Annotated in this window: 20 protein-coding genes; 3 read left to right on the top strand and 17 right to left on the bottom strand. The window is 48.7% G+C overall.

The window, feature by feature from the left end; translation table 11 throughout:
• Nucleotides 1–9: 9 nt before the first annotated feature.
• The 7 genes from gspK to gspE form a co-directional block, all read right to left on the bottom strand.
• Nucleotides 10–987, bottom strand: coding sequence for a type II secretion system minor pseudopilin GspK (gspK, locus tag ACOMHB_RS11005; protein WP_422133315.1), 978 nt, complete (start codon nucleotides 985–987; stop codon nucleotides 10–12).
• Nucleotides 984–1,751, bottom strand: a complete 768-nt coding sequence (gspJ, locus tag ACOMHB_RS11000; protein WP_448216651.1) for a type II secretion system minor pseudopilin GspJ — start codon at nucleotides 1,749–1,751, stop codon at nucleotides 984–986. Before gspJ ends, gspK begins: the two co-directional genes overlap by 4 nt.
• Nucleotides 1,748–2,143, bottom strand: coding sequence for a type II secretion system minor pseudopilin GspI (gspI, locus tag ACOMHB_RS10995; protein WP_422133313.1), 396 nt, complete (start codon nucleotides 2,141–2,143; stop codon nucleotides 1,748–1,750). The genes gspJ and gspI overlap by 4 nt, the downstream gene beginning before the upstream one ends.
• Nucleotides 2,124–2,648, bottom strand: coding sequence for a prepilin-type N-terminal cleavage/methylation domain-containing protein (locus ACOMHB_RS10990; RefSeq protein WP_448216650.1), 525 nt, complete (start codon nucleotides 2,646–2,648; stop codon nucleotides 2,124–2,126). The genes gspI and ACOMHB_RS10990 overlap by 20 nt, the downstream gene beginning before the upstream one ends.
• Nucleotides 2,649–2,700: 52 nt before the next feature.
• Complete coding sequence (gene gspG, locus ACOMHB_RS10985) at nucleotides 2,701–3,135, bottom strand: type II secretion system major pseudopilin GspG (RefSeq protein WP_448216649.1); 435 nt, start codon at nucleotides 3,133–3,135, stop codon at nucleotides 2,701–2,703.
• Between the two features lie 148 nt (nucleotides 3,136–3,283).
• Nucleotides 3,284–4,504, bottom strand: coding sequence for a type II secretion system inner membrane protein GspF (gspF, locus tag ACOMHB_RS10980; RefSeq protein WP_448216648.1), 1,221 nt, complete (start codon nucleotides 4,502–4,504; stop codon nucleotides 3,284–3,286).
• A 29-nt stretch (nucleotides 4,505–4,533) separates the two neighbouring features.
• Nucleotides 4,534–6,054, bottom strand: coding sequence for a type II secretion system ATPase GspE (gspE, locus tag ACOMHB_RS10975; RefSeq protein WP_448216647.1), 1,521 nt, complete (start codon nucleotides 6,052–6,054; stop codon nucleotides 4,534–4,536).
• A gap of 365 nt (nucleotides 6,055–6,419) precedes the next feature.
• Here gspE and ACOMHB_RS10970 point away from each other — a divergent pair, with 365 nt between their 5' ends.
• Nucleotides 6,420–7,067, top strand: coding sequence for a type II secretion system protein N (locus tag ACOMHB_RS10970; RefSeq protein WP_448216646.1), 648 nt, complete (start codon nucleotides 6,420–6,422; stop codon nucleotides 7,065–7,067).
• A gap of 34 nt (nucleotides 7,068–7,101) precedes the next feature.
• On the top strand, nucleotides 7,102–9,222 hold the full coding sequence (gene gspD / locus ACOMHB_RS10965) for a type II secretion system secretin GspD (protein WP_448216645.1): 2,121 nt from the start codon (nucleotides 7,102–7,104) through the stop codon (nucleotides 9,220–9,222).
• 233 nt (nucleotides 9,223–9,455) lie between these two features.
• On the opposite strand, the gene ACOMHB_RS10960 is transcribed toward gspD, so the two are convergent.
• The 10 genes from ACOMHB_RS10960 to sdhC all read right to left on the bottom strand — a co-directional run bounded on the left by ACOMHB_RS10960 (nucleotide 9,456) and on the right by sdhC (nucleotide 22,265).
• Complete coding sequence (locus tag ACOMHB_RS10960; RefSeq protein ID WP_448216644.1) at nucleotides 9,456–10,346, bottom strand: prenyltransferase; 891 nt, start codon at nucleotides 10,344–10,346, stop codon at nucleotides 9,456–9,458.
• Nucleotides 10,347–10,544: 198 nt separating this feature from the next.
• Nucleotides 10,545–11,417, bottom strand: a complete 873-nt coding sequence (sucD, locus tag ACOMHB_RS10955; protein ID WP_448216643.1) for a succinate--CoA ligase subunit alpha — start codon at nucleotides 11,415–11,417, stop codon at nucleotides 10,545–10,547.
• 2 nt (nucleotides 11,418–11,419) lie between these two features.
• Nucleotides 11,420–12,586 (bottom strand): ADP-forming succinate--CoA ligase subunit beta, encoded by a 1,167-nt coding sequence (sucC, locus tag ACOMHB_RS10950; RefSeq protein ID WP_448216642.1) that lies wholly within the window; start codon nucleotides 12,584–12,586, stop codon nucleotides 11,420–11,422.
• 267 nt (nucleotides 12,587–12,853) lie between these two features.
• Entirely contained in the window at nucleotides 12,854–14,293 is a 1,440-nt protein-coding gene (gene lpdA / locus ACOMHB_RS10945; protein ID WP_448216641.1) for a dihydrolipoyl dehydrogenase, read from the bottom strand.
• 62 nt (nucleotides 14,294–14,355) lie between these two features.
• A complete protein-coding gene (gene odhB / locus ACOMHB_RS10940; protein WP_422137654.1) occupies nucleotides 14,356–15,579 on the bottom strand; it encodes a 2-oxoglutarate dehydrogenase complex dihydrolipoyllysine-residue succinyltransferase in 1,224 nt (407 codons plus the stop codon).
• A gap of 56 nt (nucleotides 15,580–15,635) precedes the next feature.
• Complete coding sequence (locus tag ACOMHB_RS10935; RefSeq protein WP_448218630.1) at nucleotides 15,636–18,467, bottom strand: 2-oxoglutarate dehydrogenase E1 component; 2,832 nt, start codon at nucleotides 18,465–18,467, stop codon at nucleotides 15,636–15,638.
• 547 nt (nucleotides 18,468–19,014) lie between these two features.
• Nucleotides 19,015–19,737 carry a succinate dehydrogenase iron-sulfur subunit gene (locus ACOMHB_RS10930; RefSeq protein WP_422133301.1) on the bottom strand — a complete coding sequence of 241 codons (723 nt, stop codon included), beginning with the start codon at nucleotides 19,735–19,737 and terminating at the stop codon, nucleotides 19,015–19,017.
• 15 nt (nucleotides 19,738–19,752) lie between these two features.
• On the bottom strand, nucleotides 19,753–21,525 hold the full coding sequence (gene sdhA / locus ACOMHB_RS10925) for a succinate dehydrogenase flavoprotein subunit (protein WP_422133300.1): 1,773 nt from the start codon (nucleotides 21,523–21,525) through the stop codon (nucleotides 19,753–19,755).
• A 3-nt stretch (nucleotides 21,526–21,528) separates the two neighbouring features.
• Nucleotides 21,529–21,897 (bottom strand): succinate dehydrogenase, hydrophobic membrane anchor protein, encoded by a 369-nt coding sequence (gene sdhD, locus ACOMHB_RS10920; protein ID WP_422133299.1) that lies wholly within the window; start codon nucleotides 21,895–21,897, stop codon nucleotides 21,529–21,531.
• Nucleotides 21,891–22,265: a succinate dehydrogenase, cytochrome b556 subunit gene (gene sdhC / locus ACOMHB_RS10915; protein ID WP_448216640.1), complete on the bottom strand. Its 375-nt coding sequence runs from the start codon at nucleotides 22,263–22,265 to the stop codon at nucleotides 21,891–21,893. The genes sdhD and sdhC overlap by 7 nt, the downstream gene beginning before the upstream one ends.
• Before the next feature lie 440 nt (nucleotides 22,266–22,705).
• Between sdhC and gltA the strand changes: the two genes are divergently transcribed.
• Nucleotides 22,706–23,989 carry a citrate synthase gene (gene gltA, locus ACOMHB_RS10910; RefSeq protein ID WP_422137092.1) on the top strand — a complete coding sequence of 428 codons (1,284 nt, stop codon included), beginning with the start codon at nucleotides 22,706–22,708 and terminating at the stop codon, nucleotides 23,987–23,989.
• The last annotated feature ends 3 nt before the right edge of the window (nucleotides 23,990–23,992 follow it).

Here is a 23,992-nt window from a genome sequence, read left to right as displayed (position 1 = left end):
TATTAGACCTCAGGATTCCTTCTTGGCACTTACCCAGTAGTCGTTGGGTCCAATCTCACGACCGGCGATTTGAACCTGTCCCTCTGTATTACGATACATAAGGGTTTTTAAATAGAATGACGTATCTCGATACGTTGCCTTGATGTAAGCAGTAAAATATTGACTGGCAACATCCAGAGGCACTTCTTTAAGAGCGGCAGTTTTATCTTTCAGGGCCGGCAGCCTGGCCAGATCTTCCAGTCTGACGAACCCTTCTGCACTCTGAGCATCAATAATAGTCTCTACATCACTTTCTGTGAGTTTATCAGACAGTGAACGCATTACTTCAGGCAGCACCGTATTGACGTTGATACTGGTAGTGTCTGGCAAAGCGGTTACCAGAGGAGCTAACAATTCAAACTCATCAATACCAACGCCCTTAATCAGTCTTAACTCGGATAATGAAACAAACGGAGCATCAGAAGTTCTTCTCGGCGGATCCATGGACAGATAATTATTATCTTCTCCACCGTCTTCTGAGGGTTCCTGGTCATGATCAATCCAGTCCTTGATGGCTGAGGCAATCTGTACATTCAGGCCCAGATTTTGCAGTATGATCTCGAACATTCCACGAAACTTTTGTCCGTCCAGTGCATCTGCGGCGAGCCAGTTCAGGTTAAACCGACTGGTTTCATCAACAATGACCAACTCGATATCCCCCTGATCAACGGCATAGCCCACTTCTTGTATATTCCAGCGTTCACTTTCGTGATCCATGATTTTTTTCTTTTTCTTGTCTTCTTCCGCATCCTGCTCTAGCAATAAAGCAACATAGTTTTCAGCCCCCAGAGCCAGATGTCTGGCCTGTATACGCTCCAGATAATGGGTATTTTTTTCAGTGTGGAGCCAGAGACTGGTCATCATCTGGGAAGCCATCAAGGTAATCATCGCGAAGATCAAGAGCACATAGATCAGGGCAATGCCACGCTGCCGGTTAACTGGCCTCATCGTTCTTCCTCTTTCTCATCACCTTCTTCATAGTCACTCTCATACAGCTCTGGTATGAAAGACATTCGCCCTGATCTATTCTGATCTTTACCCTGTTCCTGATCCGGTTTTGTATGAGCATTCGGGGACTTGTAGTCTAGAGCTGGCAAAATCGTTACCAGTTTTCCAAAATTCCCGTGCTGCATCGTCAGCTCTATTGCGTGGGGCATCACCGGATCTTCTGTTTTCTTTGCTCCAGTTGCCGGTTTCGGTCTCCGGGATTTTTTTTCCGGTGGCCAGCTGTTCTTCCAGCGCTTCTTTTCGTCCATAAAACGGACTTTCAATGCCTGCACATTGTCGAGAATAACCTGCCTTATCAGAACCGGATCAGGAGCCCTGTCCAACATTAACCAGTAGTAACGAACCAGCTCATCGTCTTCCAGGTTATAAGCAACTCGTTGCAGGTTGCTCCTCAGCTCCATCAGCGGGTTACGCCAGCCAGCACGGGTAAATTCCAGAACAAAGCCATCAAGACTGGGAGACTTGACGGCTGGTAGAATCTCACCAAATTCATCCCGTACCGGTCTTGCCGCCAACTGGAACAGATCTTTCTCCAGAATCAGCTTCGCCCGCTGAATTTCATCCAAACTGTCCAGAATGCCATCGGTCACCTGCTGAGCCCGACTCACTGAATCGAACAACTTGTAGGCCGCCGTGCTGATCATGGCAAAGAGCATTATGGCTATCATCAGCTCAAGCAGTGTAAACCCCTTGCTTCCGTTCATTTTCTGGGCTTCCTCAGATAGGACTCCAGAGAGAATATCGGAATATCGTCACCATCAGGCTTCTGCACACCCACAAAGACATCCACAACAATTTTTCTGAAGTCTCTCTTGGTGGTATCCCTGACGGTTTGACGAACGTACCAGTCATACCCAACATAGTTTTCAACCTTTCCTCTGACCCCTTTATCAGGCCAGTTTTTTTCTGCCTGGATACGGCTCAGATACTGGTCAGCCAGCTGTGCAGCCAAAACCTTTTCCTGCATATAGCGGGTTTGGCGGATACTGTTACCGTCTGCCAGCATCAACATGGAAGCGGCTAAAGCAAAAATGACCACAGCCACCATCACCTCAATAAGGGTGAAACCAAAAATACTAGCGGACGACTTCGACATCGGACAAGCCATCGGTTATCAGCACCACCCTCTGCTTTTTGTTTTCACTGGGGATCACGAATAGAGAAAAAGGGGTCACCTGATAGTCTGAATAAAAAACAACATCAGGGCCGACATCTGTGGGTTCGAGAAAGGGTAGATCGTCCTCATCTGTATACAGATAAACATCCAGACTTTCCGGCATCCTGTAGGGCTGAAAAGGTGTCTCTGTGATCACAATCCATTCATTACTTTCCAGTGGCAATACCCACCAGTAGTACTGCCCATTCTCATCAATAGAAAAACCGTATTCGGCATTATCCAGGAGCGCTTTGTCCCTGACCTGAGAGAATAAAATCTGTAATCTTGCCGCCTGTTCCTGAACTGTTTTTTGTACATTGCCGGTCATTGGGCTTAATAGCGTAATACCCAGCAATATGCCTATGATCAGAATGACAACGAGCAATTCTACCAGAGTAAAACCCTGTTTTTTGTTACTACCTGCCCTGCTTACTTCCGATACCATACTGTTCACTGAGCCCCGTTAACTTTGAATTAATCCGATATCAAAATTGAGTTCAAGACTCTTCCCAGTTGGTAATATCTGCATTAAGACCTTCACCGCCTTCACGGCCATCAGCCCCCTGAGAATAGAGATCGTATTTTCCATGACCACCAGGCTGCAGATAAATGTAGGCATTTCCCCAAGGGTCAACCGGAGATTTTTTCAAATAGCCATCCGGATTCCAGTTTCTAGGCTCAGGAGCGATGGTAGGCTTCTTGATCAGGGCATCCAGACCCTGATCCGTCGAAGGATAAAAACCATTGTCCAGTCTGTATAATTCAAGCGCCTGGGAGAGCGTTTCAATATCCGACCTGGCCACTGTAACCTTGGCCTGATCAGGACGGCTGAGAATTTTTGGCGCCACCATGGCAGCCAGTATCCCGAGGATCACAACAACCACCATGATCTCTATGAGGGTAAAACCTCTTTGTACCTGTCTTGTCATCATTTTCACGACCTCATCAATGGATTCCGTACCGAGGAAATGGGATCACTGCCTCCATTTCCAGAAATCTGTCAGTCAATCGGCAGATTCTGTCGTGTACGTCCTGTTTCAACCTTTACGAACATTGCTGTAAAAGTCATGCTCACCGCATTCAGTTTAAAAGCTGGTTCATGTTAAGAATGGGCAGCAGAATGGCTAATACAATCATCATGACTACACCGCCCATAACCACCAACATTAAGGGTTCAAAAAGTCCGAGCAGGAGGGATATTCTTCCATCCAGCTCCATCTGCTGATTCTGGGCTGTTCTGTCCAGCATTTCGTCCAGCTCACCTGTCGATTCACCACTGCCAATCATGTGAAGCATCAAAGGTGGGAAATAACCGGTTTCAGCCAAGGCTCGATTCAGACTGGAACCTTCACTGACCCTTCGGGCAACATCTTTAACCGCATCACAAATTGCCCGATTATCGATAACCTGTGCCGCAATGATCAGGGCTTCCACCAGCGAAACACCGCTTCGGGTGAGTATGCTTAGAGTGCTGGCAAATCTTGCAGCACTTAATGTTCTACTGAAGCGACCAAGAATGGGTAAGCGTAAAAAGAAACGATCCCATGACATCCGGACGGCCGGCTTCTTCAGCGCCTGCCTGAAGGCAACAATCCCAAAGAAAATAATACCGAAAATAACAGGCCAGTAGGTCTGGAATCCTTCACTGGCAGCGATCAGTGCAACCGTAATGCCGGGCAAATCCTGACCCGTGTCGACGAAGACCTTTACGACATCCGGCACCACATAGCCCAGAAGGAAACTAACGATCCCCAGAGCCGCCATCAACAATATGACGGGGTACAAAAGAGCCTGTTGAATTTTCTGGGTGGATTTCATTCTGGCTTCGGTGTAGTCCGCCAACCGATTCAGCACCTTGTCCAAATATCCAGCATGCTCACCGGCTGCCACCGTGGCCCGGAACATCTGGGGGAAAATATGAGGAAAATCTTCAAGGCTCTGGGCCAATGTGAAACCTTCAAGTACCCTGGAACGAATCGCCAACAGAATATTTTTAAGCCTGCGCTTTTCCTGCTGGGAAGCGACACCATAAAGCGCTTCCTCAACGGGCATGGCCGCCTGAATGAGAGTGGCTAACTGACGAGTCAGAGTCGCTAGCTCAACAGCAGAAACACCGCGTTGAAAGAACGTGGACAACCCACCGGCGGCATTCTGTTTCTGCTCTGAGACCTGATTGACCGATAGGGGGGTCAACTCTTTATCACGAAGCATCTGCCGGACATGCCGGTTACTGTCGGCTTCCAGTGTTCCCTTATGCTGTTTGCCCTGCTGGTCGAGGGCGATGTATTCATATGCAGCCATGTCGTGCGGTGATCCGCCTCCGATACGGATTAATCTTTCTGGGTCACTCTGAGCACTTCTTCCAGTGTTGTCAGACCAGCCAATACTTTCTTGGCACCATCTTCCCTTATGCCAGGAGAGCTCTTTCTGACATAGTCAGTAATCACCTGCTCTCCCTCTCCTGCATGAATCATTCTTCTGACCTGCTCGTCGACCATGACCACTTCGTAGATGCCGGTCCGGCCCCGGTATCCACTGTGATTGCAATCTTTACAGCCTTTTGCGTGGTACAGTTCAGGCGCATTGGCTAACTCAACCCCCAACTCCCTGCATTCAGCCTCATCAGGTTGGTAGGGCTGTTTACATTGATTACAGAGAACTCTGACCAGACGCTGAGCCATCACACCCAGCAAGCTGGAAGAGAGTAGAAAAGGTTCAATTCCCATATCCTGCAAGCGGGTCAATGCACCAATGGCAGTATTGGTATGAAGTGTCGATAACACGAGGTGACCGGTCAAACTGGCCTGCACGGCAATTTCAGCTGTTTCGGTATCGCGTATTTCCCCCACCATGACCACATCCGGGTCCTGACGTAGGATGGCTCTCAGCCCCCTTGCAAACGTCATATCAACCTTGGTATTCACCTGAGTCTGGCCAATACCTTCGAGGTTGTATTCGATGGGATCTTCTACGGTGAGAATATTTCGACATTTATCATTCAATGAGGTCAAGCAACCATAGAGAGAGGTGGTTTTACCAGAACCGGTAGGCCCCGTGACTAGAATAATGCCATAGGGTTTGGCCAGCAGGCTTGATACGCATTGGAGATCCTGATTTTCCATACCCAGATGCTTCAGTTCAAGACGACCGGCTGCCTTATCAAGAAGACGCAGTACCACTCTCTCACCATTACTGGAAGGTAGTGTTGAGACCCTGACATCCACCTCTTTACCCGCAACTTTCAGAGAGATACGGCCATCCTGGGGAATGCGTTTTTCAGCAATATCCAGACGAGCCATAACCTTGATCCTCGAAACAAGGAGTGCAGCCAGTGTTCGTTGCAGACTGAGAATCTCTCTCAGAACACCATCTACCCGCACCCTGACAACCAGAACATTTTCGAAAGTTTCGATATGGACATCCGATGCGCCTTCCTTGATCGCTTCCGTCAATAAAGCATTGATCAGGCGAATCACCGGGGCATCGTCACTCTGCTCAAGCAGGTCTTCTGTTACCGGCACTGCTTCAGCAAGACTACTCAGATCCAGATCATCACTAATACCGGCAGCATTCTGCAGAGCTTCGGAACTGTCATTGTGATAACACTCGGACAAGACTTCGGAGAGCCGGTCTGCTCCCACCTTGCGATAAACAGGAGACTGGCAGGAAATTCGTGTGACTTCAGAGAAGATATCAGCTGAAGGCACCGAGCGAAAATAGAGCACCGGCTGTTCCTGCTCCCAGACCAACACCACCCCATGCCTTTTGGCAAAAGTAAATGGCAGACGACGCAAAATCAGTCCCTGATTTTGGGATGCCTGATCTTCTGGAAGGCTGGCTGTGTCAGTCAAGGCTAACTCCTTGGATAATTAATAATTCCAGAACTTCTATTAGGTTGATCGAGGACAACCAGAAACAATCCGATATTTTTTGCTCTGAACCCTGGAAATTGAATTATTCTTCAAGCACGTCACAGGAAGTGTGATCCAATATCCAAATTTTACAACTGAATTTTAAAAATGATTCAAACACAAACCCAACTTTTTTGATCCAGAAGATATTCCTGATCAAAAATGATTAATTAAAAACTGTTTTTAGTGAAAGCATCAGCTTTTAAAAATAGCACTCTTATGCTTTATTTAGGTTAAGAATAGCCCATGACCCATAACGCTTTCCTTAATCAAGTACACATCAAATAGAGAAATTAGAGAACAGTATGAATTCAGAGGTCATAGCCACCTACTTAAAATGGGGCCATCGAAAAAATTGCATAGCACTGACCTGCCTTCTGGCGATCACCATGATTGTTTCATTAGGCGCTCAGTCATTTTTCTTTTATGAATCACTGGCGAAGGAAGATGCTTTTGATAATTATGAACAAGTGTACCAAAATCAACCAAAAGAAAAAATTCTTACTCCTAAAGACTTCGAATTACTCTTTGGTGCCAATCATCAGCCTGAAGTCGCGAAACAGTCCGCCGATATTCCTAAAACAAAGTTAAATCTGGTACTCAGAGGTACTCTTGGAGAACGTGACCAGAAGAATAAGTATTCAAGTGCTATTATCCAAGGCAACAATCAGGACAAGCTTTATGGCATCGAAGACACACTGCCCGGTGGTGCCATACTCAGGGAAGTGCATTCAGATCATGTGGTTTTAAGTCGCAATGGCCAGCTTGAAATCCTTTATTTTCCGGATGCAGGTAAAGATGACAGGGCTTTGCAGGAATTCAAGAGCCCCTCAGACACTACGGATAAGAATACAGAACGCCCCGGCTTCACTCAGGAGCCGGATGGAAAATCACTTGAACAGCGCATGCAGGAGTTGAGAGATAAACTTCAGCAGGCTAATCAAGGGATTTGATACAAGAATTAAAACTTTTTCATATGGTTAAGTGATGAAAACTAAAGACTGTCCATTTGTATGCATGGCCTTCAGACCTCTGTTTGCTGCATTGCTTGCCCTTAGCCTTCAGAGCAATGTATCAGCGGCCCCTTCTGCTGAAACTGCTGTAGTCAATCTGGCTGCACCCCCTCCCACAAAAGCCCTCAAGGCTGAAACGGCCAGGGACAAAAAGTGGACTCTGAATCATCAGAACGCTGACATTCGTGAATTCATTGGCCAAATCGCCAAGATCACTGGTGAGACCTTTGTCATAGACCCCAGAATCAAGGGGGGTAACACTGTAACGGTTATTTCTTCCAAACCGTTGAGCAGCGACGAAGTTTACGATGTTTTCCTCGAAGTACTGTCAGCTAATGGCTACGCCGTAATACCCAAGGGCAATATCATCAATATAGTGCCCAGTACTACAGCAAAAACCAGCTCTCCCAGTGGAAATCAGAAGCCACGTAATGCTGTCATGACCACACGGGTTCTGGAACTTCACAGTGTATCGGCTATTGAACTGATACCCATTATTCGCCCTCTGATCGCCCAGTATGGGCACGCAGCCGCTTCCGCATCCAGTAACGCTGTTATAGTCAGTGACCTTGCAGACAACGTTGAGCGAATCACCAAGCTGGTGAGGGAGCTGGACAAGACAGGTAATAATGATTACGAAGTGCTTCAGTTGAAGCATGCCTGGGTGGGTGATGTTTCCAAAATCATTCAGGACACACTGATAGCTGCCAAGGGGCAAATGCCAAGCGGACTGCAAGTCATTGCTGATGAGCGCAGCAACCGACTGGTCATCAAAGGTAACTCCAGTAAGCGCCAGAGAGTCAGGAAACTGGTAGAAACGCTGGACAAGGAAGGTATTCGCAAGTCCACTACCAAGGTGATCTTCCTCAGCTATGGCGATGCCAAGAATATTTCAGAAATCCTTGCAGAAGCATCTACCACGATTCAGGAGAGTCAGGAAAAGAAATCCAATTCTTCGGCTTCATCACAACAGCCTGTTCCACCGCACCCCTCTGTTCCCAAGGTTCAGACCAAAGGTCAGCCTTCCGGAAAAAGCAGGGGTTCCGGAGCAGCACCGAACGTGTTCGTTAAAGCCGACGAATCCCAGAACGCCCTCATCATGATTGCTGATCCGGACACTCTGGCAGAGATGGAGCATATCGTTCGGCAGCTTGATGTACCAAGATCACAGGTACTTTTGGAAGCCGTCATCGTAGAAGTCTCTGGCGGTATAGATGATGCTCTGGGTGTCCAGTGGGGTATTGATGGCAAGGAAACCATTCGCGGCTCAACCGAGACAGACCCTTCTGGTAAATCAACCAAAACCGTTGTCGGCAGCAAGAGCAGCATAACAGGACACATTCTCGATAACGCGGCAATCACCCTGGGCTCTCTGGCTTTGAGAGCGGATAATTTTGGTGTGCTGGTATCTGCCTTGAGTTCAAAGTCTAACAACGACATTCTATCTACACCCAGTATGCTGACGCTGGACAACCAGGAAGCTGAATTCCTTGTAGGTCAGAATATTCCTATCAAGACAGGCTCTTATCAAACCTCAGCCGGTGGTGGCAGCAACAACCCGTTCACTACGACTGACCGGAAGGATGTCGGCATTAAGCTAAAGATCACCCCTCACCTCAGTGAAGGTAACGGCATCAGGCTAGAGCTGGAGCAGGAGGTTTCTTCTCTGGACACTCGTACTTCAGAATCCCTTTTAAAGAATGATGACCTGATCTTCAATAACAGAACTCTGAAAACCACCGTTCTGGTAGATGATGGCCAGACCATTGTCATTGGTGGCCTGATTGAAAACGTCAAGAGTCAGACCAAGAAGAAAATCCCGCTTCTGGGTGATATCCCTATCATCGGAAACCTGTTCCGCTTCGAACAGGATAAGAACCAGAAGCGAAATCTCATGTTGTTTATAAGACCGACCATCATGAGAAACTCTGAAACACTGGCCAAAGCCACCAAAGATCGTTACACCAAGTTGAAAGTGATTCAGCACAACAAAAAGGCACCTGACATGCTACCGGAAGAGCCATCTACCCTGTTCGAACCAGAAGCCTTTGATCTGCGCAAGAAAGATAAAAAAGCCTGGCAAAGTAGTGACTGATACTGGATTCAAGTAATAGTTTCCAGTTAGAAAAAGCCAGATTATGAAGTCTGGCTTTTTCTGTTTTTCATAAAAGGCTTACTGCCTTAAAATTATTTGCAAACTTTTGACTTATAATTTTCACAAAACTGACAATAAAAAAGAAAAAAGTCGTCTATTTTGAAATCTATCCGTCGAAACTAAATTAATTCACCATTCTGATTTTTTTTAACAAAGAGCCCTTCATCAGACGTTCATTCCCAAGAAGGTCTAAACACACTCAATATGAAGCAGATACCGAACACCAGAAAAAAACGTCCAGACAAAGGCGGCAATTTGTTTAGCTCGTAATCACCCGGCGAACATCTTAACAATTTAATCGGCTGCAAGATGAGTAATAACGAAAATATCAGGTAAACAGGTTTTATCAGCAAGTTGTTTAGGTAGAGGTAATAGCTGATCGGGTATACCGACAGCAACAATATAGCGTATAGTTTCTTACTTGTATCAAACCCTATTCTGACAGTCAGGGTTCTGATGTTGGAAGACTGATCTTCCAGATAATCTCGGATTTCATTCGACACCAGTAGAGCAGCTGTTAAAAGACTCACGGGTATAGAAACCCAAAGTAGCTTATTATTCCAGACACCAGAAACCGCATAGTAAGACCCGCTTACCATCAGCACACCAGTCAGAATAAAAGCGGCTGGAACCCCAAGACCGAGATGTTTATAGACGACAGGTTCTCCTGTATAGAAGTACCCTGCAGTCACACCTAAAAGTCCCAGTAAGAATAAAGGCCAGCCCGTTTTCCAGACAAGCCAGAGTCCTATAGCAGTTGCTACCATGGCAAAAAGTCCGGCAAAAGCAAAGTTCCTGCGAATTTGCTGAATCACCTGCTCTGCCAATTGGCCTGTCTTGCCATCCCAGAAATGTAAGTCAGCATGATCATTGGCCAGATTACTGGCTGCCTGTAAAAAAAAACCCGCAATCATAACAGCCACAGCTCTGGCAATGTCACCCTCTCCCTTTGAGAAAGCCACGGCGACCCCTAATCCACAAGTGATCAGTGCAACAGAGAAGGAAAAAGGCCTAAGCGCCCTCGCAAAACGGTATTTATCAGGATTAAGATTGGGTGTATCCACTGGAGGATTCCCTGAGGGTGGCGATAAATGCGGGACTATGCAGTACCATTGAGCGGCTGGAGCCTACGGTGATATTCCGAAACCCGGATAGCATGTAGGTAAACAGGAAAGAGATTAGTCACTCAGGAACTCATAAAAGTGGGCCCATCTCCTCTGAGATGAGCCGTATAATGAGCCAAAGCTAATTTGATCGGACTCTTACCAACCTGTTTTCTCTTTCAGAGCTTGACCGATTTCTGCCAGAGAGCGAACGGTTTTTACACCGGCTTCTTCCAGAGCAGCAAACTTCTCGTCAGCAGTCCCTTTACCACCAGAAATAATTGCACCCGCATGACCCATACGCTTACCCGGAGGTGCAGTAACACCGGCAATGTAGGAAACAACTGGCTTGGTTACATTTTCTTTGATGTAAGCAGCCGCTTCTTCTTCAGCTGTACCACCGATTTCGCCGATCATAACGATCGCTTCAGTCTGTGGATCTTCTTGAAACAGCTTCAGAATGTCGATGAAGTTAGAGCCAGGAATCGGGTCACCACCGATACCGACACAGGTGGACTGACCAAAACCAAAGTCAGTGGTCTGCTTAACCGCTTCATAAGTGAGGGTCCCGGAACGGGAAACGATACCAACTTTGCCTGGTTTATGAATGTGTCCTGGCATAATGCCGATCTTACACTCACCCGGAGTGATAACACCCGGGCAGTTGGGACCAATCAGAGTAACACCCAGCTCGTCGCAGCGAACCTTGCAGTCCAACATATCCAGAGTTGGAATACCTTCAGTAATGCAGACAATCAGCTTAATACCGGCATTGGCAGCTTCGAGGATGGAATCCTTACAGAAAGCGGCAGGCACGTAGATTACAGAGGCTTCAGCGCCGGTTGTAGCCACTGCCTCGGCAACCGTGTTGAATACAGGTAGACCCAGATGCTCCTGCCCCCCCTTACCTGGAGTAACTCCACCGACCATACGAGTACCATAAGCAATCGCCTGTTCGGAGTGGAAAGTTCCCTGAGAGCCAGTAAAGCCCTGGCAGATCACCTTGGTCTCTTTATTAATCAGGACACTCATTCTTATTTACCCTCCGCTGCTTTTACTACCTGGTCTGCAGCGTCGGAGAGACTGCTTGCAGCGATAATATCGAGTCCACTTTCAGCCAGTTTCTGAGCACCAAGCTCAGCGTTGTTGCCTTCCAGACGCACAACAACAGGTACTTCAACACCGACTTCTTTCACTGCACCGATGATGCCGTCAGCAATCAGGTCACAGCGAACGATGCCGCCGAAGATGTTAACCAGTACAGCTTTAACACTATCGTCAGACAGAATAATCTTGAAAGCTTCACTGACACGTTCTTTGGTAGCACCGCCGCCCACGTCCAGGAAGTTTGCGGGAGCACCACCGGACAGCTTAACGATGTCCATGGTACCCATAGCCAGACCAGCGCCGTTTACCATGCAGCCGATGTTACCATCCAGAGCTACGTAGTTGAGTTCCCACTGAGCAGCGTGGGCTTCACGTGCGTCTTCCTGAGAAGGATCGTGCATGGTCTTCAGACGAGGCTGACGGTAAAGGGCGTTGCTATCAATGTTCAGCTTGGCATCCAGACAGTGCAGATCGCCGGCTTCAGTGATAACCAATGGATTGACTTCCAGCAGAGCCAAATCCAGATCCTGGAACAGTTTCGCCAGACCCAGGAAGATCTTGGTAAACTGCTTAACCTGTGTAGCGTTCAGACCCAGTTTGAAAGCCAGTTCACGACCCTGATAGGGCTGAGCACCGACCAGAGGGTCAATAGTTGCCTTCAGAATCTTTTCTGGCGTTTCTTCTGCCACCTTCTCGATTTCAACGCCACCTTCGGTGGAGGCCATAAAAACGATCCGGCGGGTAGAACGGTCTACAACAGCACCCAGGTAAAGTTCCTGAGCGATGTCGGTGCAACTTTCTACCAGAATCTTGCTAACTGGCTGACCATTTTCGTCTGTCTGGTAAGTGACCAGATTATTACCCAGCCACTTCTCGGCAAATTCACGAATTTGGTCCTTGGAGCTGACCAGCTTTACGCCCCCAGCCTTACCGCGTCCACCTGCATGAACCTGTGCTTTAACAACCCACTGATTTCCGCCAATTTGGTCTGCGGCTGCAGCTGCTTCTTCCGGTGTATCGCAGGCAATACCCTTGGATACCGGCAGGCCATACTCAGCAAATAGCTGCTTACCCTGATATTCATGGAGATTCATACTGACAATACCATTGTTGTTTTAATCAAATTCCTATCCACATCCGTGGATAAAAAGGTTTCTTTGTTTCGACCCCAACTCTTCAGGCATCGAAATTAAACTTTGGGTCCTGACGCCTGTCTAACTTGTACTTTCGATATGAAATTGTCTCAAGTCCTACAGGCTAAGATTCCCTCTGACACTTCTTCGAATCAGTTTATCCATTGAGAAAGCTTACTGATACAAGTAGGTCTTACACACATCAGTAAATGATTCCCGTAAGCTCAGCTAGCGACGTTTACGATTAGGAATATGAATCGCATGACCGTCTACAGCCAGAACTGCTTCGTGCAAAGCTTCACTCAGTGTTGGGTGAGAGAAGATAGTCAGAGCCAGATCTTCAGTGCTGGCAGCAAACTCCATGGCAATAACTCCCTGCTGAACCAATTCAGCAGCACTTGGGCCTACTACGTGCACACCCAGAACACGATCAGTTGCCTTGTCAGCAATTACCTTAACCATACCTTCCGTATCATTAGCAGCCAGCGCACGACCACTGGCTACAAATGGGAAAGTGCCTACTTTGTAATCAACACCTTCGGCTTTCAGTTCCTGCTCGGTCTTGCCAACCCATGCAATTTCAGGATGGGTATAGATCACAGAAGGAATTAAATCGTAGTTCATATGGCCTTTCTGACCAGCGATGATTTCAGCAACCATAATGCCTTCTTCACTGCCCTTGTGCGCCAACATTGGACCGCGAACCACATCACCAACGGCGTATACACCGGGTACGTCAGTAGCACAGTGATCATCGACAAAAATAAAGCCACGCTCATCCAGGTTCACACCACAGTCTGCAGCCAGCAGGCTCTCTGTGTATGGACGACGGCCTACAGCAACAATCAGTTTGTCGAATACAACAACCTGTTCATTGCCATCAGAATCCGCATAGGTAACGTGTACTTCTTTATCCTTGATTTCAGATCCAGTGACACGGGCACCCAAGCAGATATCCAGTCCCTGCTTCTTGAAGATTTTCATGGATTCTTTGGAGATCTGCTCGTCGGCAGCTGCCAGGAAACGATCCATGGCTTCCAGAACAATGACTTCAGAGCCAAGACGACCCCAAACGCTACCCAGCTCGAGGCCGATAACACCAGCACCAATGACCCCCAGTCGTTTGGGTATTTCCTGGAATTCGAGGGCTCCGGTGGAATCAACAATCAAATCACCATCAGTCGGTGCAGGGGGAATTTCTACCGGACGGGAGCCAGTAGCAATAACAACATTACCCGCTTCATAAACTTCAACAGTGCCATCAGCCTTGGTCAGCTCAACCTGCTTGTTCGCCAGAACTTTACCAGCACCTTCCAGCAGAGTTACACCATTTGCTTTAAACAGACCACCGACGCCGGTAGTGAGGGTTTTAACGATCTTGCTCTTGCGGGCGATCATTTGCGGCACGTCCATTTCCACACCAGAGTGATTGATACCGTGCAGCTTGAAGTCTTTTTGAGCTTCAACAAATTTATGAGAACTGTCCAGCAGCGCCTTGGAGGGAATGCAACCTACGTTCAGACAGGTTCCGCCCAGAGCTGTTTTTCCTTTGTCATCAGTCCACTTTTCAATACAAGCAGTCTTAAGGCCCAGCTGCGCTGCACGAATTGCACAAACGTAACCCGCAGGACCTGCTCCGATGACAACAACGTCAAACTGATTCGCCATATCTTCTATTCCAAGAAAATGAGAATGGCGGCCTTGTGAGCCGCCGCATAACCCATAAAAACTTACAATTCCAACAGGATTCTGGCTGGATCTTCCAACAGCTCCTTGATGGTAACGAGGAAAGTGACTGCTTCCTTGCCATCCAGCAACCTGTGGTCATAGGACAAAGCCAGATTCATCATGGGCAGAATCTCCACCTGACCGTTGACGGCCATGGGGCGCTCCTGAATTTTGTGCATACCCAGAATAGCGGACTGAGGTGGATTCAGAATCGGTGTAGACAAGAGCGAACCAAACACACCGCCGTTGGAAATAGTAAAGGTTCCACCGGTCATGTCCTCAATATCCAGTTTGCCACCCTGGGCTTTTTTACCGTATTCACGGATTTTGGCCTCGACGTCGGCGAGGCTCATGTTTTCAGCATTACGCAGAATAGGTACTACCAGACCACGATCGCTGGAGACAGCAACGCCAATATCCTGATAGCCGTGGTAAACGATATCATTACCATCAATGGAGGCATTAACTGCAGGATAACGACGCAGGGCTTCAGCACAGGCTTTGACAAAGAAGGACATGAACCCGAGACGAACACCGTGCCGCTTCTCGAACTGATCTTTATAACGGGCTCTCAGTTCCATAACCGGCTTCATATTGACCTCATTGAAGGTGGTCAGCATGGCGGCTGTCTGCTGTGCTTCTACCAGACGCTGGGCAACTCTAGCACGCAGACGTGTCATTGGTACACGTTTTTCCGTGCGCTCGCCAGCAAATACCGGTGTTGTAGCTTCTACCACAGGCGCAGAAGAAGCATGGACTGTTGGAGCAGGAGCAGCTACCTGAGCTGGCCGCTGCTCTGCATGACGAACGACATCTTCCTTGGTGACACGACCGCCCCTGCCAGTGCCAGAAATAGTCGTTGGGTCAATGCCTTTTTCATTAGCGATCTTACGAGCAGCGGGGCTCAATACTGGCTCTTCCGTACTAGGTGACACTTCACTGGTTGCCGACGCTGATTCAGCTGCTGGAACGGAGGCTGTGGATGCTGCACCGGCTTCAAAAACGGCAATAACCTCTTCGCTCAGGACCGTCTCGTCTTCATTCTTGAGAATCTCTTTCAGCACGCCATCCGCTGGAGCAACAACTTCCAGTACTACCTTATCGGTCTCTATATCGACCAGCAGCTCATCACGAGAGCAAGCTTCTCCAGGCTTCTTGTGCCAAGTGGCAACCACACCGTCAGCGACAGATTCCGGAAACGTTGGTGCTTTTATTTCAGTGGCCATTATGGATCCTTTCGGGGTTGCGACCGATCGCCCCGGAGCTACCGGGGCATCATCAATTAAACGTTAAAAGCGTCTTCTACCAGCTTTTCTTGCTCTTCTACATGCTTGGACATATAACCACATGCTGGTGCCGCTGAAGCATCACGACCTGAATAGGCCAGACGCAGGTTGTTAGAGTGATTATCGAGAGCACGGCGCATATGATGCTGGCTGCAATACCAGGCGCCCTGGTTCATCGGCTCTTCCTGGCACCAGACAACATCCTTCAGGTTTGGATAGTGCGCAATCACCTCATCAAGGTCATCCTGAGGAAAAGGATACAGCTGCTCGATACGAATGATGGCTGAATTTTTCAGTTCATTTGCACGCTTATACTCAAGCAGATCGTAATAGACCTTACCGCTGCACATGACAAGACGGGTAATTTCCGCTGCTTCATGCACATCAACCTCTGGAATGATGGTCTGGAAGCTGCCTTCAGCCAGCTCTTCCAACGTGGAAACTGCCAGCTTGTGCCTAAGCAGGCTCTTGGGAGTAAAAGCTATTAATGGCTTTCGCAGCGGACGCAACACCTGACGACGCAGCATGTGAAACACCTGAGCCGGAGTGGTTGGCACACACACCTGGATATTGTGCTCTGCACACAGTTGCAGATAACGCTCAAGACGGGCTGAAGAGTGCTCCGGGCCCTGACCTTCATAACCGTGAGGCAACAGCATGGTCAGGCCACAGAGACGCCCCCACTTGTGCTCACCACTGGTAATAAACTGGTCAATAACTACCTGACAGCCGTTAGCAAAGTCACCAAACTGGGCTTCCCAGATAACCAGTGCGCCCGGTGTCGTAGTCGCATAACCATATTCGAAAGCCAGCACAGCCTCTTCCGAGAGCAAAGAGTCCCAGATCTGGAAGTCAGGCTGTTTTTCGGAAATATTGGCCAGTGGTACATAGGTAGAACCGTCTTTCTGATTGTGCAGCACCGCATGACGGTGAGAGAAAGTGCCTCGACCAACATCCTGACCGGTAATACGTACCGGATGACCTTCCATAATCAGGGTACCGTATGCCAATGTTTCAGCTGCACCCCAGTTGATGGATTGTGCTCCCGCAGCCATTTTCAGTCGATCATCTATAATCTTGCTGACCTGACGCTGAACAACAAAACCTTCAGGCACCTTGCACAGCTTCTGCCCCAGTCCCTGCAGAGTAGCCAGAGCTACGCGGGTATCGTGACGCGCAGTCCATTCATGTCCAAGATAAGGAGCCCAATCAACAAACAGTTCTTTGTTGGGTTCTTTTACCAGCGACTTAACAACATGACCACCGTTGTCCAAAGCATTACGGTAGCTGTCTACCAGCGCCTTGTCCTTCTCTGCATCCATGATGCCTGCTTCCATCAGTCTCTCTGCATACAGATCACGGGTAGTCTTGTGATTCTTGATAATCTGATACATCAGTGGCTGGGTACCGGAAGGTTCATCGGCTTCATTGTGGCCACGGCGACGGTAGCAGACCATGTCAATAACAACATCGCGCTTGAATTCCATTCGGTAATCCAGCGCCATTTTGGTCGCAAAGTGGACGGCTTCAGGATCATCACCATTCACATGAAGGATAGGAGCACCGACAATCTTGGCTACATCCGTACAGTACTCTGTAGAACGGGCATCTTCCTGTTTACTGGTTGTAAAACCCACCTGGTTGTTGACGATAATATGCAGAGTACCACCGGTCTTATAAGCACGGGTCTGGGACATCTGCAGGGTTTCCATGACTACCCCCTGACCAGCAAATGCGGCATCACCGTGAATGGCAATCGGTATAACCTGACCACGGGCAGAATCGTTACGACGATCCTGACGAGCACGCACAGAGCCCTCTACTACAGGGGACACTATTTCCAGATGAGAAGGGTTGAATGCCAGTGCCAGGTGAACTTCACCACCCGGTGTCATGACGTTGGAGGAAAAGCCCTGGTGATACTTCACGTCACCAGAGCCGGTATCGGCCATTTTCTTACCCTCGAACTCGTCAAACAGTTCAGAAGGGTTCTTTCCGAGAATATTAACCAATACGTTGAGTCGACCACGGTGGGCCATGCCGATCACGATTTCCTTGGCGCCGTAAGAACCGGAGCGCTGGATAATTTCGTCCAGCATGGGAATCAATGATTCCCCTCCTTCCAAACCAAAACGTTTGGTGCCCGGGTACTTGGTTCCCAGGTATTTTTCCAGACCTTCTGCCGCAGTCAGGCGTTCCAGCAGATGCTGCCGACCTTCAAGGCCCAAATCCGGACGACCTCGAACACTTTCCATGCGGCTTTGGAACCAGCGACGTTCTTCAGTGTTGACAATGTGCATGTATTCAACACCAATGGAGCCGCAGTAGGTGGCCATGAGAGAGTCGATAATCTCGCGCAGCGTTGCCCGCTCTTTACCGATAAAAATGGTACTGGTCTGAAATTCAGTATCCAGATCTGCTTCGCTCAGCCCGTGATACTCAAGGCTCAGATCGGGAAACTGTTCACGCTGCATACAACCCAATGGGTCTATTCTGGCCTGCTGATGCCCCCGGATTCGGAAGGCACTGATCAAACGCAACACCTGAATCTGCTTGCGCTCATGATCGCTGGAAATGGTGCCGGCTTGGATTGGGCGGGTGCTCTGACGCTGACGCGCCATCAGGACAAAATTTTCCTGGATGGTGGAGTGAGGTACATCCGGACCACCACCATTGACCTGAGGAAGTTTTTCAAAATAATCACGCCACTCCTCAGAGACCGAATTCGGATCGCGAAGGAATTGTTCGTAAAGTTCTTCGACGTATGCAGCATTCCCCCCGGATATATGTGAGGTATCCCACATTTGCTGCATCACACCTTCTTGCATCATCACTACCCCGTGAATGAAGGGCTGTCTAATCATGAGAGTCGCACTGTGGTCTGCCTGTCTGTTGTCCTGACAGGCAGAGCGCTGAAAACCGGGGCTTTCGCCTCCCCCGCTTATTCAAACTCCACAGATAGACCGGTGATTGACCGGCCGTCCCGCTGATAAAACCTGCCTGACCTGCCCTTCATTGGTTTGGAGAGTCAGAAGTCAGTCAGGCTTAGAATAAACTACAGTTCCACTTAATTCGTGCGACAGTGGGACCATAGCCAGAAATTCTCTTTGGATCGTCAGCTCCTCCAGAATTCTGGCGTCAGCGTCAGACCCTTTATGTTGAAAATTAGTTTTGAAAACCAGTGTAGATACTGCTGATAGAAAAAACGTGCGCTCACATAACATTCGCACATTTCATGTAATCGGACCACCCTCAAATTGATCTAAAATCGAGTTCTCCGACAACTTCCTCTTCCAGGGAGTCTCTTGTGCAGCAATAAAAGAGCCCCCCCTGTTGTCTGCTTAATCGCTTAAGGCCGCCTTTTAGAGTAACCGATCAGGATGCACTATCAAACAACATCTGTTTAATATGACCAATTGCCTTGGTTGGATTCAGGCCTTTTGGACACACAGCCACACAGTTCATGATACCACGGCAACGGAAAACGCTGAACGGATCATCCAGTTCCGCGAGTCGTTCCTGAGTCGCAGTATCACGGCTGTCAGCCAGAAAACGATAGGCCTGCAGCAGGCCGGATGGACCAACAAACTTGTCGGGATTCCACCAGAAAGATGGACAGGCTGTGGAGCAGCATGCACAGAGAATACACTCATACAGGCCATCCAGCTTCTCACGATCTTCAGGACTCTGCAGACGCTCTATGGCCGGTGCAGGCTCTTCATTGATCAAGAAGGGCTTGATCTTTTCGTACTGCTTATAGAAAAGACTCATATCCACGATCAAGTCACGGATGACCGGCAGTCCAGGCAAGGGACGCAAAATCAACTTCTTCTTGCTACCCATGGCTTCCGACAAAGATGTTACGCAAGCCAGACCATTAGTACCATTAATGCTCATACCATCGGAACCGCAAACACCTTCACGACAGGAGCGACGATACACTAAGGTTTCGTCTTTTTCCTTGATCAGGTTTAATACATCGAGCACCATCAGGTCTTTGCCTTCAGGAATATCCACCTCAATGTCTTTCATGTAAGGTTTGGAGTCAGTCTCCGGATTGTAGCGATAGACACTGACACTTAATGAACTACCCAACATATTCCTGCCTCCTCCTCAGTAGGTTCTGGCTTTCGGTGGAAAAGCGTCCATGGTTTTAGGAGCAAAGTTGACCTGACGCTTGCCGACCCGTTTTTCAGCCGGAAAATACACGGAATGTGCCAACCAGTTTTCATCATCACGCTCGGTAAAGTCGTTCCGGGCATGAGCACCACGAGACTCCTTACGCTCTTCGGCAGAAACCGCAGTAGCATAAGCTACTTCATAGAGATTCTCGAGTTCAAGAGCTTCAATGCGGGCTGTATTAAATGCCTGACTCTTGTCTTCGAGGTGAGTATTTTTCAGACGCTCACCCAACTCATTCAGCTTCTTCAGACCTTCCTGCATACTATCGCCTTCACGGAATACACCGAAGTAGAGCTGCATAGTGTTTTGCAAATCCTTACGGACGTCGGCAACCTTTTCACCGCTACCGGACTTGTTCAGCCGATCCAGACGGGACATGGCCGCTTCAACATCACTGTCAGAAGCATCAACACCATCGAAACCCTCTCTCAGGTTTTTCTCGATCTGGATACCTGCTGCACGACCAAACACGACCAGATCCAGGAGAGAGTTACCACCCAGACGGTTAGCACCGTGAACAGATACACATGCAGCTTCACCGCAGGCATAGAGACCTTCTACAACTTTATCGTTACCTTCAGCATCCGGAAACAGAGCCTGCCCACCCACATTGGTAGGAATACCACCCATCATATAGTGACAGGTTGGAACGACCGGAACAGGCACTTTAACCGGATCAGCATGAGCGAAGGTCTTGGACAGTTCACAGATACCTGGCAGACGCAGATTCAGAGTTTCTTCACCCAGATGATCAAGTTTCAGCAGCACGTGGTCCTTATCCGGTCCACAGCCACGTCCTTCCAGAATTTCGAGAATCATGGAGCGAGCTACTACATCACGGCCAGCCAGATCTTTGGCATTGGGCGCATAACGCTCCATAAAACGCTCACCTTCACTGTTGATCAGGTAACCACCTTCACCACGACAACCCTCAGTCACCAGAACCCCCGCACCGTGAATACCGGTTGGGTGGAACTGCCACATTTCCATATCCTGCATTGGGTAGCCAGCACGCAGAGCCATACCAATACCGTCACCGGTATTGATCAGGGCGTTAGTGGTGGAAGCATAGATACGTCCAGCACCGCCGGTAGCCATAACAGTTGCTTTGGATTTAACATAAACGGTTTCGCCTGTTTCCATGCAAATCGCAATAACACCGGCCACCTGACCATTCTGATTCTTCACCAGATCTACGGCGTACCATTCGTTCAGAAATGTAGTACCACCTTTCAGGTTGGCCTGATACAGAGTATGCAGAAGAGCGTGCCCTGTGCGGTCAGCAGCCGCACAGGTTCGAGCAGCCTGACCACCCTTACCGAATTCTTTGGATTGACCACCGAATGGTCGCTGGTAGATACGCCCTTCTTCAGTACGAGAAAAAGGCAACCCCATATGCTCCAGTTCAAACACAGCCTGGGGACCTACTGAACACATATACTCGATTGCATCCTGGTCACCGATATAGTCCGAACCTTTTACGGTATCGAACATATGCCAGCGCCAGTCATCCTGAGGATCTGCACTGGCAATAGCACAGGTAATACCACCCTGGGCAGATACAGTATGAGAGCGAGTTGGAAACACTTTGGTCACACAGGCCGTTTTAATACCGGCCTGAGTCAGTTGCAGTGCAGCGCGCATGCCAGCGCCACCGCCGCCGATTACGATGGCGTCGTAAGTCAGTGTGCGAAGAGCTGTCATAGATCAATTCCCCCAGAGAATTTGAATGCCCCAGACAATGTAACTGAATACTGCTACAAAACAGATCAGCTGGAAGGGGAAACGAATCAGAACAGACTTGTTCCCAAGTGCACGAGCATTCAGGTAGTCAGTGGCAATGGTCCACATACCCACCCAGGCGTGGGCAGCAATGGAAAGAATGGCGAGCAAGGTAAATACCTTCATCCAGGTCTGCTCGAACAGTCCGTTCCATTGCTGAAAATCCAGACCAGGATTTATAAGAACATAGCCGCCTAAAAACAACGTGTAAGCAGCCAGAATGATGGCAGACAACCTCTGCAGCATCCAGTCGTAGAGTCCACTTCGGGACAAGTTGGTAATATTTGTTACCACAACCACACCCCCGCGAGCACAATCAGTACAGCTGATAAAACAACGGTGACGATCGCACCAGCCTTACCTGACTCCTTACCTTCACCAATACCGATATCCATTAACAAATGCTTGACACCGGCAACAAAGTGGTAGATCAGCCCGGAAAGCAACACCCAGACAATAAATTTGACCAGGCCACCCGACATGAGCGCTTTCAGTTCGGCAAAGGACTGCTCTGAAGACAGCGACAGATCCAGTGCATAGAGCAGGAAACCCACCCCAACAAACAGCAATATTCCCGAAATCCTGTGCAGGATCGAGGTATACGCTGGCAGAGGTAGTTTAATTGTGGTTATGTCTAGATTGACAGGTCTTTTGCTATTCACGTTTTTTGTCCCAACGCCCGAGGCGTGCACAGCTGAATCAGCAACAATATCCAGAGACTACGACCCACTCGGGTTCATACCCTCTTTTTATCAGGCTTGCCTGAACAGGCTACCCTGAATGCAGGTTAAGAAGCCGCGTTAATTCATGTTAACGTTCTTTTCTCACCCCCCTCATGAAGTCCTCCACGACTTCGGCTGAGGAGTATAAACAGTTCGGTTTTCAATTACAATTGATTAACACTCTAGGCAAATTTACTATAGACCTCTGAACTTATTGCGCAGACTTTTTCACAGATACACAGGTTTGACAAACAAATTTCTGGCCCTATAGTGGTCGAACCGTAAAGGGCCCCAACCAAAAAAACTTATTCTGTACGCATAATAATTATGGGTCCGAGAAGACGATAACGACAGAATAAACGGCAAGACAGGAGCCTATGATGGCTGAAAAGAAAGCAACCCTCTCGATTGACGGCAAACAACTGGAACTTCCTGTACATACGGGGTCCCTGGGCCCAGATGTTGTTGATGTTCGCAGCCTGACTGCCAATGGTCTGTTCACATACGACCCCGGTTTTGTATCTACCGCTTCCTGCGAGTCAAAGATCACTTACATAGATGGTGAGAAGGGTGTGCTACTGCACCGTGGCTACCCGATTGAGCAGCTTGCTGAGCACTCTGACTACCTGGAAACCTGCTACCTGCTGATTTATGGCGAACTTCCTAACAGCAAAGAGAAGAAGCATTTTGAAGACACCATCATGCGTCATACCATGATACATGAACAAATGGTGGATCTATTCTCCGGTTTCCGTCGTGACGCTCACCCCATGGCCGTGATGTGCGGTGTAGTAGGTGCTCTCTCTGCCTTCTATCACGATTCACTGGACATCACCAACGAACGTCACCGTGAAATCTGCGCCTATCGCCTGATTTCCAAAATGCCTACGCTGGCAGCCATGACCTACAAATACTCCATCGGCCAGCCATTCGTTTACCCGCGCAATGACCTGGGTTACGGCGGCAATTTCCTGCACATGATGTTTGCTACTCCCTGTGAAGAGTACGAGGTTAATCCTGTACTGGCACGCGCCATGGACCGCATCTTCCTGCTGCATGCTGATCACGAACAGAACGCATCAACTTCGACTGTTCGTCTGGCAGGCTCCAGTGGTGCCAACCCATTCGCCTGTATTGCTGCTGGTATCGCAGCTCTCTGGGGACCGGCTCACGGTGGTGCCAACGAAGCAGTGCTGGTGATGCTGAACCAAATTGGTGATGAGAAACACATCGATGAATTCATTGATCGCGCCAAGGACAAGAATGATCCCTTCCGCCTGATGGGCTTTGGCCATCGAGTCTACAAAAACTTTGACCCACGTGCCAAGGTTATGAAGCAGACCTGTGACGAAGTTCTGAGTGAACTGGGCCTGGAAGACGATCCACTGTTCAAGATCGCCAAGCGCCTGGAAAAGATAGCCCTGGAAGACGAATACTTCGTCGAGAAAAAGTTGTACCCGAACGTAGACTTTTACTCCGGCATTATCCTGAAAGCCCTGGGCATTCCAACAGAGATGTTCACAGTAATCTTCGCAACCGGTCGTACTCCGGGCTGGATCGCTCACTGGCATGAAATGATCAGTGGTGAATACCGCATTGGTCGTCCGCGTCAGCTATACACCGGCGAGACTTCCAGAGACTTTATCCCGGTTTCCGATCGCTAATCA

This window comes from Endozoicomonas sp. 2B-B (genome assembly GCF_053470045.1).
The sequence above is the reverse complement of the archived record's forward strand: the minus strand, read 5'-3'. Positions and strand labels throughout refer to the sequence as shown.